Genomic DNA, 15480 nt, shown 5'->3' on the forward strand with positions numbered 1-15480 from the left:
CCACCCTAAAACCACCCTATTATGAAAGTTACAATAAGCAGAAAAGCACATTTTAATGCAGCCCATAGATTGTATAGAAAAGATTGGTCTTTAGAAAAAAACGATGCCGTATTTGGCAAGTGCAACAATCCTAATTTTCATGGGCATAATTATGATTTGATTGTAAGCGTGACAGGGCCGATTGATCCTGAGACAGGATTTGTTATGGATGTAAAGTTTTTGGCCGAAATAATAAAAGAAGAAGTAGAGTTGCAATTGGATCATAAAAATTTAAATCTAGATGTTCCGGAATTTCAAGATTTGAATCCAACGGCAGAGAATATTGCAGTAGTAATCTGGAATAAAATCAGAAAAAGAATACAAAAAACTTTTGAATTAGAAGTAGTTCTATATGAAACTGCTCGTAATTTTGTAACCTATAAAGGAGAATAATGGCATTGAAAATAGGAGATAGAGTACCTGATTTTACATCCAAAACAAGTACCAATAGCAATTTTGATAGCAGAGACATAATAGGTCAAAAAGTAGCAGTGATTTATTTTTATCCCAAAGATAATACTGCAGTTTGTACCGCACAAGCATGTAGTTTTAGGGATCAATACCAAGATTTTAAAGACTTAGGAGCCGAAGTGATCGGTATTAGTGCCGACAGTATAGCCTCGCATGAGGAGTTTGCCGCTAGGCATGCATTGCCCTTTGTGCTTTTGTCTGATTCGGATAAAAAAATAAAAACGCTCTTTGGAGTGCCCTCCGCTTTATTTGGTTTGCTGCCAGGCAGAGTAACCTATGTGGTAGATAAAAACGGATATATAGTACTTATTTTTAATAGTGTTTTAGGTAATAATCACATTGTTAAAGCATTAAAGGCAGTGAAAAATTTAGTGTCTTAGGATATTAATTTACTAAAAAACATAAATTATGGATGATAAAATATATCCTTTGCAATTTAATCCTATTTTAAAAGAAAGAATTTGGGGTGGTAAAAAGTTAAAAACAGTTCTGGATAAACCAATCACATCAGCCATTACTGGAGAGAGTTGGGAGCTGTCTACCGTAGAGGGAGATATCAGTTGTGTTGCCAATGGTATTTTGAAAGGAAAGAGATTATCGGATGTAATACAACAAATGCCAGAACAATTGTTAGGCACCATGGTATATGCGCGTTTTGGTACCCAATTTCCACTACTTTTTAAATATTTAGATGCCCACCAAGATCTGTCTATACAAGTACACCCCAATGATGCCTTAGCACAAAAAAGGCATAATTCTTTTGGTAAAACAGAAATGTGGTACGTAATGCAGGCCGATCCAGGAGCGAAAATAATTGTAGGATTTAAAGAAGAAGCCAATTCCAGCCAATATATCCGTCATTTAAAAGACAATAGTTTGTTGTCTATTCTAGACGTTATAGAGGTCCAAAAAGGAGATGCATTTTTCTTAGATTCGGGAACCATCCACGCCATAGGTTCGGGCTTGCTAATTGCTGAGATACAGCAAACCTCAGACATAACCTACCGACTGTATGATTATGATAGGGTAGATGCTCAGGGAAACAAAAGAGAATTGCATGTAGACCTAGCCTTAGAGGCTATAAATTATCATAAAGTAGACAGCCGTAAAGTATATCTAAAAGAAGAAAACCAGCCCAATTCAATTGTGAATTGCCCTTATTTTTCGACAAATTTAATACCACTATCTAGTAGCATGATTGTTAGTAAAACGGCCGCTAGTTTTACGGTATATATGTGTTTAGAGGGAGCGTTTTTGTTAGAATATAATCTAAACAGCTATAGTTATAAAAAAGGAGATACCGTATTGATACCCGCCGCAATGGATTATTATACGATGACCGGAAAAGCGTCTATATTAGAAATATACATTTCATAGTTAGTAATAGAAAGATTATATGTACTTTTGCAAACGCAAATTAAAATTAAAAAAAATGGCAAACGTTAAGAATTTAAAAAAAGACATCAACTACGTACTAGGAGATATTATTGAAGCAGTTTATTTGTTTGAAATTTCTACAACAGGAAAACCAACAACAGAAACTAATAACTTGATTGATGAGGCTATCGCTGCATTTGATGTTTTAATAGCAAAAGTTAATGCTAAAAATGTAGAAAACAAAAAAGCACACTTTAAGCAAATCCATACTGAATTGGAACAAACTGCTAATCAATTGATTGCTAAAATCAACGAGTTGTAGTCAAAAAAACGATAAAAAAAATATAGATTTATTTTGTAAAATATAAATTGATCTGTATATTTGCACCCGTAATGAGACGCCAGCGTAGCTCAGTTGGCTAGAGCAGCTGATTTGTAATCAGCAGGTCGTGGGTTCGAGTCCCTCCGCCGGCTCATTCTAAAACCATCTAACTTTGTTAGGTGGTTTTTTGTTTATTGAAACCAAAAAGGATTAAAAATGGATCCAAAAAACAGAAATATTATTCCAAAATTTTGTTTGTTTTATCCAAATTAATCTATATATTTGCACCCGTAATGAGACGCCAGCGTAGCTCAGTTGGCTAGAGCAGCTGATTTGTAATCAGCAGGTCGTGGGTTCGAGTCCCTCCGCCGGCTCATTCTAAAACCATCTAACTTTGTTAGGTGGTTTTTTTGTTTGTTATAGTTTATAAAAAAACCATCGTCACATGCAATTTGCAAGAAACGATGGTTGGTAATGCGTCTTTTTTTTGTAATTTATTTTTTTAAACTTGCAACGTATTGGGTTAGCTTTTTGCCGTATAAAGATTGCGCAACTTCTGGAGTCATTGCTTTTTGTATGGTGTCTAAATATTTAAGGTTAATATCATAAATTTCAGATAAGGCAATATAAGGAGCAATTTCATGGTCTTTATTGTTAATAGCAAAGTTGGTTGCAAACAAGTACTTTCGTTTAATATTTGCTTCTTGTTTTGCGGTAAGGCTATCTGCAGCATTGGTGTTTTTGTACTTAATGGCTTTAAACTTTTTTTCAATTAAGTCTAAATTAGTGTCTTTAAATCGGGTGTTTATTTTTTGGTATTCTTCTAATAATTCTTGATTTTTAGATCCTGTAACGGTAGCCGAAGATATATAAGAATCTAAATTGGTTTCAATATGGATGGTTCCGGGTTCTGCAAAAAAAGCCAAGTTATTATCCAAAGAATTGGTGGTGCCTCTGTCTAAATAGAGGTACAATACTTCGGGAGACTTTAAATCAAGATTGCTTTCAAAACTCGATTTTCCATCAATCTGAATGGTGTCAATTGCTACAAGAGTAGTGTCTACAATTCGTTGGATGTATAAGGTTCCTTTTTTTAGCCCTTTAATATTTCCGGTTAGGTGTAAGGCTTCTTTGGATTCGTTTTTGTTGCAAGACGACATCAGTGCCAAGCTAACAAATAACAAAATGGATTTTTTCATGGAGTATATATTTTGTTGCAAAATAAAGAAAATAGTTGGAAAGATAATACCCAATACCAAGGTAATTTTACAAATAAAAAACCTTTAAATTCTGGAATAAATCTGGTTTAGCTACGTCTTTATTTTTTTTTTGAAAGGCTAAAAGGAGAGATATTTAAAATTGGTAAGCCTTGTTTTGTATAAGAGTAGCGTGTTTTTTTTCGGGTAGCGCAACACAAAGAAGCAGAGGCGGTAATGGGTGTAAAAAAAAGACACCCAGAATAAGGTGTCTTTTAATATATTGACTAGTCAAATTTATTTTTTATGTAATACTTTCCATCCAAATCTTCGTCAAAGTCATCAATTTTAATTGGCTTTGGTTTGGGTTTGTGGGCGCTGGCCTTTTTCTTCCACATTTCAAATTTTTCAGCGGGTAGCTTTTTTTTCATTATTTCTAGAACTTCTTTCTCGGCTAGACCAAATTCTTTTTTAATAATTTCAAAAGGATTTTTTTCTTCTAAAGCCATTGTAACAAGTTTTTCTGTTTGCTCCCAGTTCAGTTCTTTGCGATTACTCTTTTTCATTACGTGAAAATTAATTCAGATAGGTTTTAAGGATTAATATGATTGATTTTAAATAAGATACCAATATTAATAAAAATAATAATTACTTTGGAGTAAAACGGGATTTTTTTTTAAAAATAGTTCCATTTTGCTCTTTTGCTCCCGAAGATATTTTTTTTAAAAGATGTTTTTTAGAATTATTTGGACCAAGATGTTTTTCTGAAAAGAGAATAGTATATTCTGGTTTTTTAAAGCATAAGAGAGCCAAACCAAATACGATCAAGAGTTGGTTTGGCTCTCTTGGATGGTTGGGAGTGATTATGCTTGGGAGTTATTTTGTAAGAGATTTTTGTAGATAAATCCTGCCGCAATGGCACCTAAGATTGGAGCTGCCCAAAACAACCAAACTTGCGAAAGCGGCTCTCCACCAACAAACAATGCTTGGGATAAGGATCTTGCAGGATTTACGGAGGTATTGGTTATGGGAATGCTGATTAAATGGATTAAAGTAAGTGCTAATCCAATGGCGATTCCTGCAAATTTTCCGTTAGCGAATTTGTCTGTAGCGCCCAGAATAACCAACAAGAAAAATAAGGTTAGTACAAATTCTGCAAGGAAGGCTGCTTGCATAGAATATCCATCCGGAGAAAATGCACCAAAACCATTGGAGGCAAATGCGCCTGCTTTGGTATTGTCTATTGCAAAACCTATTTTTCCGGACGCAATAGTATATAAGGTTCCTGCTGCAGCGATGGCGCCAATACATTGTGCAACGATATAACCCAATAGATCTTTGGCAGAAAATCTTCCGCCTGCCCAGAGTCCAAAAGAAACTGCTGGATTGAAGTGTCCGCCGGAGATATGCCCTACAGCATACGCCATGGTCAAAACGGTTAGACCAAAGGCAAGAGAAACCCCTGCAAAGCCAATTCCTAAATTTGGAATACCAGCAGCAAATAGTGCGCTACCACAACCACCAAAGACCAACCAAAAAGTACCAAAAAATTCTGCGAATAGTTTTTTCATAATGTGTATTTAAAAAAGTTAATGGTACTAAAGATATACAAAACTGGCAATAAACCAAGGCTAAAAACAGAACTAGATGGTTTTTGTAGGTTTTTCACCTTAAAGTGAAGCTACTTTTTAGGCGTTGTTTTTGGTTTTAAAATGAAGATTCATAACTACAATTGCCAGGATAATCAATCCTACCCCGATCCATTGGATGGTCTGTACTTCTTCTTGCAACAATACAAAAGCCATCATAACGGATACCGGTAATTCTAGGGCAGATACAATACTGCCTAAGCCAATTCCGGTCAGCGGAAACCCCGCATTCATAAACATAGGCGGAATAATGGTGCCAAATAGCGCCATGATAATTCCCCATTTGTAGAAGATGTCATAATTAAAAGGCGTAATTTGTGTGGCTATTGAAAAACCAAATACTACTACGGCACCTCCCAAAAGCATGTATAGACTGCGTTGCGCAGAGGAAATTTCCGTAGCAATACGGTTGGCGGTAAACATGGTTGTTGTAAAGGATGCTGCGGCAAATATACCCCACATTATTCCATGCCAATCTAGTTTTTGTTGGTTTTGGATCAAATTAGTAGCTAGTACTGTTCCTATTAGTACCATAACTACAGCAATTGTTTTTTGTTTTGTGGGTAGTTTTTTTTCTAAAATCATTTCTAGAAGCACTCCCATCCAAACGGTTTGCATCAACAATACAATACCTATAGAAACCGGAATGTATTTGACGGCCAAATAATAAAACACGCTTGTCATACCCAAAGAAGTACCCGCTAGCATCAAACGTGCAATGGCTCTAGGACTAGCTTGTAGGGCCGCATTTTTATTTTTTGTTTTTTGAAACCAATTGATAAGCAATACCCCTAAAATGCCTAATACAAATTGCGAAGTAGTGACCTCTGCGGTTGTAAATAAATTGCCCGTAACTCCAGTATCCTTATACGCAAGTTTTACAAAAGTAGCCAGCATTCCATAACTGGTAGCGCCTAATGCGACTAATACAACTCCTTTTAATACACTTGTTTTTGCCATTGTTTTGTTTTTAGGCAAAGTTACACTTTCCGTATTAAGTCAAATTAAAAAAGATTCCAGAAAATGGGACGTTATAAAATTCTATACAAAATTCGTTGCACAAAACAACTTTCAATTTTTGCAACAAGCATAAAACAGAAGTAACCTACATTTTAGATCCATAACAATACTTTTTAACAAAGCACTGTAGAATGGCCTATTTTATGGCGAGGTATTTTTCGGGATAACGCTGCATCTGGGTTGGTTGCTTTGGTGCAGTACGGTACTGGTGTGTAAAAATTGTGCTGCTGCTGCAGAATCGGTTACTTTGGTGGCACTTCGTAGGGTCATTTCGGATTCAAATGGAGTTAAAATACTCTCGCGAATTCCTTGTTTTTTCCAAGAGGAAAAGCAATTAGATTCTTTGGCTATAGTACGCGCCAGCAGTAAAGCATCTAAGAGTGCTTGGTTTGCTCCTTGGCCTTTAAAAGGACTCATTGGGTGTGCTGCATCTCCAAGTAAGGTTATTGCACCAGCTGTATTCCATGCTTTAGGATCCAATGTTTCTCGATCATAAACAGGATAACCAGAAATACGCGAGGCTAAGGTTGCTGTTACAATCTGTGGGATGGGATCGTGCCATTGTGTTCGAACACGAGCTGCTTCTTGGAGTGCTTTAGGTCCTTGAGCGCTTAGGGCTTTGGCTTCTTTTTCGGAAATAGGAAAGCTAAGTTGCCACATCACAGAGTCTGCTGTGTAAGGCATAACATAGATTCTTTCTTTGCCATTGGCAGTTTGGAATACCGTAGCAGCATCCAGTAAAGGATTGGTTAGCGCTCCTAGAGCAGACAAAGGACAAATACCCAATACCACCATACAACCTAAATAACGCAAGGGAGTATCTTTGGCCCCAAATACAAAGTTACGCACGGTGCTGCGGATGCCATCTGCTCCTACTACAAGATCTGCTTGGGCATGCTTTGTTTTTCCGTCTACATCAAAAGACAGGTTCATAGTCCCAAATTTGTTGGGTTGGAGATCGGTTAATTGGTGTCCCCATTGCACAGTATCCAGGCTAGGTAGTTGTTCTAAAAGTGCGAATCGTAACGATTGTCTTGCAATATGGATGTTGGATCTTTTGGGAGCTGTTTTGGTTTTGTTAGGAATCCATTTTCTCATTCCCCATTCGCCAATGATTTTGCCAGAAGTGGTATGAATGACGTGTCTTGTGGAGATAATTCCTTGATCTAACGAAAAAATACCGAGCTCCTGTATTGCTTTGCTGGCTTGTTGCAGGGTTAGACCGTAGCCTTGAGATCTTGCGTCAAAGTTGCGATCACGCTCATAGAGTGTAAATGGGATTCCGCGGTGTAAACAAGCCACCGCAAGAGCCACCCCACCAATACCACCGCCTATAATTGCTAGTTTTGGATAGGTTGTAGTGTCTGCCATTATAGGCAACGCAGCGGCAACTAAACCCGAATTAGCGCAATTTAAACATGGGTACAAGTGGCCTTTAGGGTAAATTGGTGCAATGCCTTTTGGCTCTGTTTTTTCAAATTGCTCCAGTGCTATTTGGTAGTTTTTTTTTGCTTTGGCACTAATGCCTCGGCTTTTTTTGCCATTTCCTTGGCATTCTGGGCATATACGCCAGTTTGTAGCGGGTTTTTTAAAATGGTTCACGGATTGCTTTGGTTTTGGCTCTTTACTTTTTAAATTATATGAGGGAGTATCCAACTACAGACTGTAACGATATTTTTTGCAGTGGTTTTTTATCTCCAAGTGGTGTTAAAGGGCATAAAGAGACGTGTTTTAGGTTAAAAGTTGTTCAAAAAAACCACCAATTTGATTTTTGGTGTCTATAAAATGAATTTCTAAAATCCACTCTCTTTTATTTCCGTTTGCGTCTGCCAAAAATAGATCGTTTGGATTTTCGGGATGGATATAAAGGGTGTAATTTTCGGGATCGATGTTTTCGTGCGGAAAATGCCCGATGAGGTGGCCGCCGATAGAGCCGCCATAAACATAGCCGTATTTTTTGGCTAATTCTGTCAGGTAATGCCAATAGGCTGCACCAGTTAGTTCTTGGTGTTTGTCAAACCAATCTTTTGCTTCTTGCCAAGCTAAGGCAACGGCTGTTTTTAATTTATGTTTGTCTGGATTGTTTCCAATAACGTAGGTTCTTCCAAAATCTGCTTCCCAGCCTTCGAGAATGGGGCCAAAATCTACAAATAGAATATCGTCTTGTTGTAAAATTAGGTTAGGTGGGTTTTCGTCATAAGGAAGTAAGGTGTTCGCACCGCTTCGAACAATGCGTTTGTGCCAAAATTTTTTTATTCCGAAAAGCTGGTCTGCTAATTTAAAAATTTCGTCATTGAGTTCTTTTTCGGATTTTCCGGGTTGAATTAATTGCTCTTGCTCTATAGCAACAAAGAGTTGTTGTGCAATTTTTTCGGCATGAATCAATTGGGCTTTAGTATCCAACATTTTTTTGGGCTTTAGGTTGTGTGTAAAGAGAGAGGCAATATAGGCTTTTAATTTTGGGTATAATCGCCCATTAAACTCCCTCCACCACAGCAATACCAGTTTAAGGCATAGCGGTCATCGGCTTCTTTTTCGATGGCATCTATGGTGATGGTGCGGTTTTTTTTGGTAATGATTACTGTTACTGGTTTTTTCCAATCGGTGGTTTTTATAAATAGAGTATCGTTTTTTAAGGTTCCGGTTTTATTAAAGCGGCAACATGATTTTCCTTTTATCTCTTTGGATTGAACCGTAACGTTGTAGTGTTGTTGGTTTTTTAGATCTGTAATTTTAACTTCGATCCAATAAGCACCACCTTGTTTTTTGCCATATAAATATTTGCCTTCAAAATGGGTTGTTTTGGCAGTGGTTGTATTTGAGGTGTCTTTTTTAGGGACGGCTACAACATCTGTAGCTGGTATTTTGTGGTTGTTTGGGGTATTTTTCTGGCAAGAAAACACACAGAATGTGGCTAAAATAAAAATTAGAATTGATTTTGTCATTTTTATTTGGTGTTACAGTTTTTATTTGGGTAAATAGTGTCCATTTTTATAATGCGTATTGTTTGGATATAGCCGTCATAGTCTGCAGCAAAACCTTCTTGTAGTTTAGGGAGCTGGATGCCTTTTAGGCTACAATATACTTCTTTGTAGCTTGCTTGGTTTTTAGGACCTACTAATTTGGTATATTGAAGGTCCATTTTGCCAGAATTGTCTTCTATCCAATAATCTAAGGTGTCATTGCATGGCCTGAAAGAAGATACTTCAAAACCTATGGAAAGTTTGCCCTCTAGTAGGATGGCATTGGTGGTGTCTTGTGTTTTGCTGGTTTGGTCTTTTGGAGGTGTTTCTGGGCTGTTCTTTTTTTGGCAAGATAGGGTGCAAATTAACAGCAGTAATAGGGCTTTGTTTTTCATTGTTTTGGGGTGTTGGTTCTTGTTTTTGTAAAGGGGTTTAGCCGTAATTTATGGGTTCGAATGGGTTTTAATCCAATGGTGACAGCGAAATAAGGGTGTTTTTTTTGGACTGTCAAATATAGGAATAATATGGTGGTTTTGACGGATTTTAAAACAGAGGTTTTGTTTGCCATTAAAAAGATATTGTATAGTTAACTAGCCCCGATAGTAGTGAAAATCCTTTTGTTTTTTTGTTTTTAAAAAAACAAAAGATTGTAGCGGATAGCGGGAGGGGATACAATGGTGGAAATTGGTGTTTGTGCTCCAAAAAAAAAGACCTGCAAGTTGGCACTCGCAGGTCTTTAGGATTCTTTGTTTGTTTTGTAGTGGGGTTATTTTATCATTTCAAAACTACGTTTTACAAAAGCGGTTAGTGCTTCTCCTTTAAGTAGGTTTTGAGACAATTTGGCTAAGTCTAAGGCTTGTTTTACAAGGTGTTCTTGTGCTGCTTTATCTTCGGTTCCAAGGATGGTTGTTGCTAATGGCGAATTGGTATTTACCACTAGGTTGTACATCTCTGGCATGTTGCCCATCCCGAACATACCGCCACCGCCACCGGATTGGCTCATTTCTTTCATTCTACGCATAAATTCTGGTTGCGTGAGGATAAATGGTGCTGCTTGGCTGTCCATGGCTTCGAGTTGTACTGTATAGGTTTGTTTTGGAACAATGGTTTCTAAAACTGTTTTTAGTCCGGTTTGTTCTTCTTCGGATAATTTTGAAAGTGTAGTTTCGTCTTTCTTGATTAGGTTATCAATATGGTCTGAATCTACTCGTACAAAGGTGATGTCGCTGTTGTCTCCTTCAATTTTTTGAATCAAATGAGAGATAATTGGGGAGTCTAGCAACAATACTTTGTATCCTTTGGCTTGGGCGGTCTCAATGTATGCGTGTTGTGCTTCTTTGTTTCCGGCGTATAAAATAACCAGTTTGCCGTCTTTGTCGGTTTGGGTATCTTTTAGGTTTTCTTTTAATTCTTCGAGGGTGAAGTAGTTGTTGTCTACCGTTGGGTATAAAACAAAGGCGCCTGCTTTTTCGTAGAATTTATCCTCGGATAGCATGCCGTATTCTAGAACAATTTTGATATCGTTCCATTTTGCTTCAAAGTCGGCACGGTTTTCTGTAAATAACGATTTTAATTTATCTGCAACTTTACGGGTGATATAGTTCGAAATTTTCTTCACAGCACCATCTGCTTGCAATCCAGAACGAGAAACGTTCAAAGGAATGTCTGGAGAGTCTACTACTCCGCGTAGCATCATCAAGAATTCGGGCACAATTCCTTCGACGTTATCGGTAACGTAAACTTGGTTTTGGTACAACTGAATTTTGTCTTTTTGAATTTGTAAATCGCCGCTTAATTTAGGGAAATACAAAATACCAGTAAGGTTAAATGGGTAGTCCACATTTAAATGAATATGGAATAATGGTTCTTCAAATTGCATTGGATACAATTCGTGGTAGAAGGTTTTATAGTCTTCTTCTTTTAAATCCGTAGGTTGTTTGGTCCAAGCTGGATTAGGGTTGTTGATAAAGTTGTCTTTTTCAACAGTTTGGTTTACATAGTCTTCGGGAGCATCTTCTGGTTTAGGAAGTGTTTCTGTTTTGGTTCCAAATTTAATTGGAATAGGCATGAATTTGTTGTACTTATTTAAGAGTCCTGAAATTTTAGATTCTTCCAAAAATTCTAAGGAGTCTTCTGCAATGTGCAAGATGATTTCGGTACCGCGAGTTGTTTTGTCTGCTGGTTCCAAAGAAAATTCTGGGCTACCATCACAAATCCAGTGTGCTGCAGGCTCGTCTTTGTAGGATTTGGTAATAATTTCGACCTTAGAGGCCACCATAAATGCCGAGTAAAAACCAAGACCAAAGTGGCCTATAATTCCAGAGTCTTTGGCAGAGTCTTTGTATTTTTCTAAAAACTCTTCGGCTCCAGAGAATGCCAGTTGGTTGATGTACTTTTCGACCTCATCGGATGTCATTCCAATTCCTTGGTCAATTAGGTGCAGCTTTTTGCCCTCTTTATCTATTTTTACCTCAATAATTGGGTTACCATATTCTACGGTGGCTTCGCCAATATTGGTAAGGTGTTTTAATTTTAATGTTGCATCTGTCCCGTTAGAAATTAATTCACGTAAAAAAATCTCGTGATCACTGTATAAGAACTTTTTGATTAAAGGGAAGATGTTTTCTACTGAAACATTAATTTTTCCTGTTGTCATATTTAAAGTATTAGGGTTTTACAATCTGAAATCTCTACTTTCAAATAAGATACCATTTGTGTGCAAAGTGACAAATTGGCGCAATGTTAATTTTGTAACAAAAATATAGAATAGCGATAGGATATTAAGAAACGGCTATTGTATATTTGTGGTAGTTTAACACAAAAAAACGAAATCAAAATGAAAAAAATATTTTTTTTAAGCGTTATTGCCTTAGCACTTTTTTCTTGTAAACCAGCCTCTGTTGCCAACACGCAATTAAACAAAGGGTCTCAAGTGGGCTTAAAAGGTAGTTGGAGTATTGCAGCAGTAGAATACCCAGGGTCGGAGTATATTAAAGTAAATTCGTTTCAGATTGCAGACTCAAAGTGCTTTGTAGGAAGCACTTGGAAATTTATCTCGAACAACAATAAAGGCGAAATGGCTTTGAGTAGTTACGATTGTCCTGCATTTAGTTCTCCAATTACTTGGTATATTAACAAAGAGGGACAAATGATTTTAAAAATTTTGAACGCCGATGAAAAAGCCAAAAAAGTAAGAGATGGTTATATTTTGACTGTAGCAAACCAAACCGAAAATTCTTTTGAATTGGTAGACAAAATTAATGTTGGTGGAAAAATGACAGAAGTTATTTACAAATTTAGAAGATAAAAATTCAGAATACCGATTACATAAAACAATACAAAACAATAAAACAAAAATCATGAAAAAAATTTCTACACTTTCTTTAGCTTTAATAATGGCAATGGGTACGTTTTTTACAAGTTGCGATACGTTAAAGAATACCAATAACACACAAAGAGGTGCTGGTATAGGTGTTGCCGGAGGTGCTGTTTTAGGGGCAATTTTGGGTAACAATATTGGAAACGGTAATAACAGTGCTTTAGGAGCCGTTCTGGGCGGTGTTGTAGGTGGTGTTGCTGGAGGTGTTATTGGAAACAAAATGGACAAACAAGCCAGACAAATTGACCAAGCCATACCGGGTGCTGAGGTAGAAAGAGTTGGAGAAGGGATCAAATTAGTTTTGAACGAAAATGCGGTACGTTTTGATACGAGCAAATCTACTTTGACGCCAGCTGCAAAAGCAAATTTAGATAAATTAGTGCCTGTATTCAAAGAATATGCAGACACCAACATTACTATTTTTGGATATACAGACAGTTCTGGTCCGGCAGAGTATAATTTAAAACTATCTGGTGAAAGAGCTGCTTCGGTAAGAAATTACCTAGTTGCAAAAGGATTGGTTTTAGGAAGATTTACTGTAACAGGATTAGGAATTGCAGATCCAATTGCATCTAACGAAACTGCAGAAGGAAAAGCAAAAAACCGTCGTGTTGAATTTGCGATCACTGCCAACGAAAAAATGTTGCAAGATGCGCAGCAAGAATCTAGTAACTAATATATTAGTCTAGTTTTTAGACGCTTTAAAAGCTGTTTTATTTTAGTATAAAACAGCTTTTTTTTGTTTTAATTGTGATGCTTATTCTGGTAATTCCGACAAAGAAATCTATCTTTGTACCCTCAAATTTATATTATAAAAATGCTTCAAGTTAAAGATATCTCTTTTGGTTATAACGAAAAACCAGTGATAAAAAACATCCATTTTACGGTTGAAAAAGGACAGAATATTGCTGTGATAGGAGAGAGTGGTTGCGGAAAAAGTACGCTGCTAAAACTCATTTATGGCTTATACGATCTTGATGAAGGAGCCATTAGTTGGGGCGACAAAAAAGTAACTGGGCCTAAGTTTAATTTGGTGCCAGGCATGCCCTTTATAAAATATCTTGCCCAAGATTTTGACTTGATGCCTTATACTACTGTTGCAGAAAATGTAGGTAAATTTTTGTCCAATGGATTTAATGCTCTAAAAAAACTGCGCATTGAACAATTGTTAGAAATGGTGGAGATGACGGAGTTTGCTAATGTGCAGGCTAAAAATTTGAGCGGCGGGCAGCAACAGCGTGTGGCACTTGCTAGAGTGTTGGCCAATGAGCCCGAAGTTTTATTGCTGGATGAACCCTTTAGTCATATTGATAATTTTAGAAAAAATGCGTTGCGACGTAATTTGTTTGCATACCTAAAGACCAAAGGTATTACTTGTATTGTAGCCACGCACGATAGTACGGATGCGCTATCGTATGCCGATGAGACTATTGTGTTGCAAAATGGGGTATTGGTAGACAAGGCAAATTCGTTTAGTTTGTACAACAATCCTATAAATAAATATGTGGCTTCGTTGTTTGGAGAGGTCAATGAGCTTAAATTGTCTCAGTTAATGCCTATAGAGGGTCCGGACGAAACGGTTTTACTTTATCCTAACCAATTAAAGGTGGTCGATAATGGCTTGCTTAATGCGGTGGTCAAACAATCGTATTTTAAGGGAGGTTATTATTTGATTAAGGCGGTGTTTGATCGGAAGGTTATTTTTTTTGAGCACGATAGCCCTTTGCAGAATAATACGGTGGTGTCTTTGATGATTTCTTGATATTTGTGCGGTGTTCTAGCCCCGATAGTAGCGGCATCCTTTTTGGGGTAGTTGTTTTGTGAATAACAAAAACAACTACCCCAAAAAGATATAGCGGATAGCGGGAAACAGCTTCAAGAAGGGATTGTGGGTGCTGTTGCCAAAAAAAAACACCGTTTGTAAGGGATTGTTTTTAAAGTATGTTTAAATTTGGGATCTTATTTTAACTAAAAAAAATATAATGTATCATTCTAAAATAGCTGGATTGGGGTATTACGTACCCTCGAATGTGGTGACTAATGAGGATTTGTCCAAAATTATGGACACTAATGATGAGTGGATTCAGGAACGAACCGGAATTCAGGAACGAAGACATATTATAAGAGGGCAGGACACGACGACTTCGATGGGGGTCAAAGCAGCCAAAATTGCTATGGAACGCGCCGGAGTTGCTAAGGAGGCTATAGATTTTGTGGTTTTTGCTACGCTAAGCCCAGATTATTATTTTCCGGGACCTGGAGTTTTGGTACAACGGGATTTGGGTTTAAGAACGGTAGGGGCGCTGGATGTTAGAAACCAATGTTCGGGGTTTTTGTATGCCTTGTCTGTGGCGGACCAATATATTAAAACGGGTATGTACAAAAACATATTGGTGATTGGCTCGGAGGTGCATTCTACAGGTTTGGATATGACCTCTAGAGGCCGTGGGGTATCGGTGATTTTTGGAGATGGTGCAGGTGCAGCGGTGGTGAGTAGAGAAGAGGATTTGTCTAAAGGGATTCTTTCTACCCATTTACACGCTGAGGGACAACATGCCGAAGAATTGGCACTTATAGCCCCAGGAATGGGTGCAAGATGGGTGACGGATATTCTTGCGGACAACGATCCCAATGACGAGAGTTATTTTCCGTACATGAATGGGCAATTTGTGTTCAAAAATGCAGTAGCTCGTTTTGCGGAGGTGATTCACGAAGGCTTGGAAGCCAATGGTTTGCAGGTCTCGGATATTGATATGTTGGTTCCGCATCAAGCAAATTTGAGAATTTCGCAGTTTATCCAAAAGAAATTTGGTTTGCAGGATACCCAAGTGTTTAATAATATTCAAAAATACGGAAATACTACCGCAGCGTCCATCCCAATTGCGTTAACAGAAGCTTGGGAACAAGGCAAAATTAAATCTGGAGATACGGTGGTTTTGGCTGCCTTTGGAAGTGGATTTACGTGGGCTAGTGCTATTATTAAATGGTAGCATGGTTGCTAAACTAAACTAGTTGCTCTAAGTATATAAAAACCCGAAGTCTGTAAATTAAAGACTTCGGGTTT

Annotated in this window: 17 protein-coding genes and 2 tRNA genes; 10 read left to right on the forward strand and 9 right to left on the reverse strand. The window is 37.5% G+C overall.

Going from position 1 to position 15480, the window contains the following annotated elements; all coding sequences use genetic code 11:
• Positions 1–21 precede the first annotated feature (21 nt).
• The 6 genes from LB076_RS05685 (at position 22) to LB076_RS05710 (ending at position 2583) form a co-directional block, all read left to right on the forward strand.
• Positions 22–432: a 6-pyruvoyl trahydropterin synthase family protein gene (locus LB076_RS05685; RefSeq protein ID WP_066333876.1), complete on the forward strand. Its 411-nt coding sequence runs from the start codon at positions 22–24 to the stop codon at positions 430–432.
• A complete protein-coding gene (locus tag LB076_RS05690; RefSeq protein WP_066333874.1) occupies positions 432–890 on the forward strand; it encodes a peroxiredoxin in 459 nt (152 codons plus the stop codon). The genes LB076_RS05685 and LB076_RS05690 overlap by 1 nt, the downstream gene beginning before the upstream one ends.
• A 28-nt stretch (positions 891–918) precedes the next feature.
• Positions 919–1887: a type I phosphomannose isomerase catalytic subunit gene (locus tag LB076_RS05695; RefSeq protein ID WP_066333872.1), complete on the forward strand. Its 969-nt coding sequence runs from the start codon at positions 919–921 to the stop codon at positions 1885–1887.
• Positions 1888–1942: 55 nt separating this feature from the next.
• Positions 1943–2209, forward strand: coding sequence for a hypothetical protein (locus LB076_RS05700; protein ID WP_066334230.1), 267 nt, complete (start codon positions 1943–1945; stop codon positions 2207–2209).
• A gap of 78 nt (positions 2210–2287) precedes the next feature.
• Positions 2288–2361 (forward strand) — tRNA-Thr (locus tag LB076_RS05705).
• Positions 2362–2509: 148 nt separating this feature from the next.
• Positions 2510–2583, forward strand: a tRNA-Thr gene (locus LB076_RS05710).
• A 120-nt stretch (positions 2584–2703) separates the two neighbouring features.
• On the opposite strand, the gene LB076_RS05715 is transcribed toward LB076_RS05710, so the two are convergent.
• The 9 genes from LB076_RS05715 to htpG all read right to left on the reverse strand — a co-directional run bounded on the left by LB076_RS05715 (position 2704) and on the right by htpG (position 11693).
• On the reverse strand, positions 2704–3408 hold the full coding sequence (locus LB076_RS05715; RefSeq protein WP_066333870.1) for a DUF4369 domain-containing protein: 705 nt from the start codon (positions 3406–3408) through the stop codon (positions 2704–2706).
• A gap of 284 nt (positions 3409–3692) precedes the next feature.
• The gene (locus LB076_RS05720; protein WP_066333867.1) at positions 3693–3971 is read right to left on the reverse strand and encodes a DUF2805 domain-containing protein; all 279 of its coding nucleotides are present in this window, start codon (positions 3969–3971) and stop codon (positions 3693–3695) included.
• 297 nt (positions 3972–4268) lie between these two features.
• Complete coding sequence (aqpZ, locus tag LB076_RS05725; RefSeq protein ID WP_066333860.1) at positions 4269–4976, reverse strand: aquaporin Z; 708 nt, start codon at positions 4974–4976, stop codon at positions 4269–4271.
• 117 nt (positions 4977–5093) lie between these two features.
• Complete coding sequence (locus LB076_RS05730; RefSeq protein WP_066334229.1) at positions 5094–6014, reverse strand: EamA family transporter; 921 nt, start codon at positions 6012–6014, stop codon at positions 5094–5096.
• A gap of 201 nt (positions 6015–6215) precedes the next feature.
• A complete protein-coding gene (locus LB076_RS05735; protein WP_066334227.1) occupies positions 6216–7676 on the reverse strand; it encodes an FAD-dependent oxidoreductase in 1461 nt (486 codons plus the stop codon).
• Positions 7677–7805: 129 nt separating this feature from the next.
• The gene (locus LB076_RS05740) at positions 7806–8480 is read right to left on the reverse strand and encodes a M24 family metallopeptidase (RefSeq protein ID WP_066333857.1); all 675 of its coding nucleotides are present in this window, start codon (positions 8478–8480) and stop codon (positions 7806–7808) included.
• A gap of 47 nt (positions 8481–8527) precedes the next feature.
• A complete protein-coding gene (locus LB076_RS05745; protein ID WP_066333855.1) occupies positions 8528–9019 on the reverse strand; it encodes a hypothetical protein in 492 nt (163 codons plus the stop codon).
• A gap of 2 nt (positions 9020–9021) precedes the next feature.
• Positions 9022–9432, reverse strand: coding sequence for a hypothetical protein (locus LB076_RS05750; RefSeq protein ID WP_066333852.1), 411 nt, complete (start codon positions 9430–9432; stop codon positions 9022–9024).
• A gap of 371 nt (positions 9433–9803) precedes the next feature.
• Positions 9804–11693 carry a molecular chaperone HtpG gene (gene htpG / locus LB076_RS05755; RefSeq protein WP_066333850.1) on the reverse strand — a complete coding sequence of 630 codons (1890 nt, stop codon included), beginning with the start codon at positions 11691–11693 and terminating at the stop codon, positions 9804–9806.
• Positions 11694–11873: 180 nt separating this feature from the next.
• Between htpG and LB076_RS05760 the strand changes: the two genes are divergently transcribed.
• The 4 genes from LB076_RS05760 to LB076_RS05775 all read left to right on the forward strand — a co-directional run bounded on the left by LB076_RS05760 (position 11874) and on the right by LB076_RS05775 (position 15406).
• Positions 11874–12344: a lipocalin family protein gene (locus LB076_RS05760; RefSeq protein ID WP_066333848.1), complete on the forward strand. Its 471-nt coding sequence runs from the start codon at positions 11874–11876 to the stop codon at positions 12342–12344.
• A 52-nt stretch (positions 12345–12396) separates the two neighbouring features.
• A complete protein-coding gene (locus LB076_RS05765; RefSeq protein WP_066333846.1) occupies positions 12397–13092 on the forward strand; it encodes a YiaD family glycine zipper/OmpA-like lipoprotein in 696 nt (231 codons plus the stop codon).
• A 141-nt stretch (positions 13093–13233) separates the two neighbouring features.
• Positions 13234–14178, forward strand: a complete 945-nt coding sequence (locus LB076_RS05770; protein ID WP_066333845.1) for an ABC transporter ATP-binding protein — start codon at positions 13234–13236, stop codon at positions 14176–14178.
• Positions 14179–14398: 220 nt separating this feature from the next.
• Entirely contained in the window at positions 14399–15406 is a 1008-nt protein-coding gene (locus tag LB076_RS05775; RefSeq protein WP_066333842.1) for a 3-oxoacyl-ACP synthase III family protein, read from the forward strand.
• Positions 15407–15480: the final 74 nt, after the last annotated feature.

Origin of the sequence: Flavobacterium crassostreae (assembly GCF_001831475.1) — a bacterium.
Classification (GTDB): domain Bacteria; phylum Bacteroidota; class Bacteroidia; order Flavobacteriales; family Flavobacteriaceae; genus Flavobacterium; species Flavobacterium crassostreae.

What these genes read in the sequence shown, in the direction of transcription:
- LB076_RS05685 (WP_066333876.1), top strand. Translation starts at nt 22, where the DNA reads ATGAAAGTTACAATAAGCAGAAAAGCACATTTTAATGCAGCCCATAGA.
- LB076_RS05690 (WP_066333874.1), top strand. Translation starts at nt 432, where the DNA reads ATGGCATTGAAAATAGGAGATAGAGTACCTGATTTTACATCCAAAACA.
- LB076_RS05695 (WP_066333872.1), top strand. Translation starts at nt 919, where the DNA reads ATGGATGATAAAATATATCCTTTGCAATTTAATCCTATTTTAAAAGAA.
- LB076_RS05700 (WP_066334230.1), top strand. Translation starts at nt 1,943, where the DNA reads ATGGCAAACGTTAAGAATTTAAAAAAAGACATCAACTACGTACTAGGA.
- LB076_RS05715 (WP_066333870.1), bottom strand. Translation starts at nt 3,408, where the DNA reads ATGAAAAAATCCATTTTGTTATTTGTTAGCTTGGCACTGATGTCGTCT.
- LB076_RS05720 (WP_066333867.1), bottom strand. Translation starts at nt 3,971, where the DNA reads ATGAAAAAGAGTAATCGCAAAGAACTGAACTGGGAGCAAACAGAAAAA.
- aqpZ (WP_066333860.1), bottom strand. Translation starts at nt 4,976, where the DNA reads ATGAAAAAACTATTCGCAGAATTTTTTGGTACTTTTTGGTTGGTCTTT.
- LB076_RS05730 (WP_066334229.1), bottom strand. Translation starts at nt 6,014, where the DNA reads ATGGCAAAAACAAGTGTATTAAAAGGAGTTGTATTAGTCGCATTAGGC.
- LB076_RS05740 (WP_066333857.1), bottom strand. Translation starts at nt 8,480, where the DNA reads ATGTTGGATACTAAAGCCCAATTGATTCATGCCGAAAAAATTGCACAA.
- LB076_RS05745 (WP_066333855.1), bottom strand. Translation starts at nt 9,019, where the DNA reads ATGACAAAATCAATTCTAATTTTTATTTTAGCCACATTCTGTGTGTTT.
- LB076_RS05750 (WP_066333852.1), bottom strand. Translation starts at nt 9,432, where the DNA reads ATGAAAAACAAAGCCCTATTACTGCTGTTAATTTGCACCCTATCTTGC.
- htpG (WP_066333850.1), bottom strand. Translation starts at nt 11,693, where the DNA reads ATGACAACAGGAAAAATTAATGTTTCAGTAGAAAACATCTTCCCTTTA.
- LB076_RS05760 (WP_066333848.1), top strand. Translation starts at nt 11,874, where the DNA reads ATGAAAAAAATATTTTTTTTAAGCGTTATTGCCTTAGCACTTTTTTCT.
- LB076_RS05765 (WP_066333846.1), top strand. Translation starts at nt 12,397, where the DNA reads ATGAAAAAAATTTCTACACTTTCTTTAGCTTTAATAATGGCAATGGGT.
- LB076_RS05770 (WP_066333845.1), top strand. Translation starts at nt 13,234, where the DNA reads ATGCTTCAAGTTAAAGATATCTCTTTTGGTTATAACGAAAAACCAGTG.
- LB076_RS05775 (WP_066333842.1), top strand. Translation starts at nt 14,399, where the DNA reads ATGTATCATTCTAAAATAGCTGGATTGGGGTATTACGTACCCTCGAAT.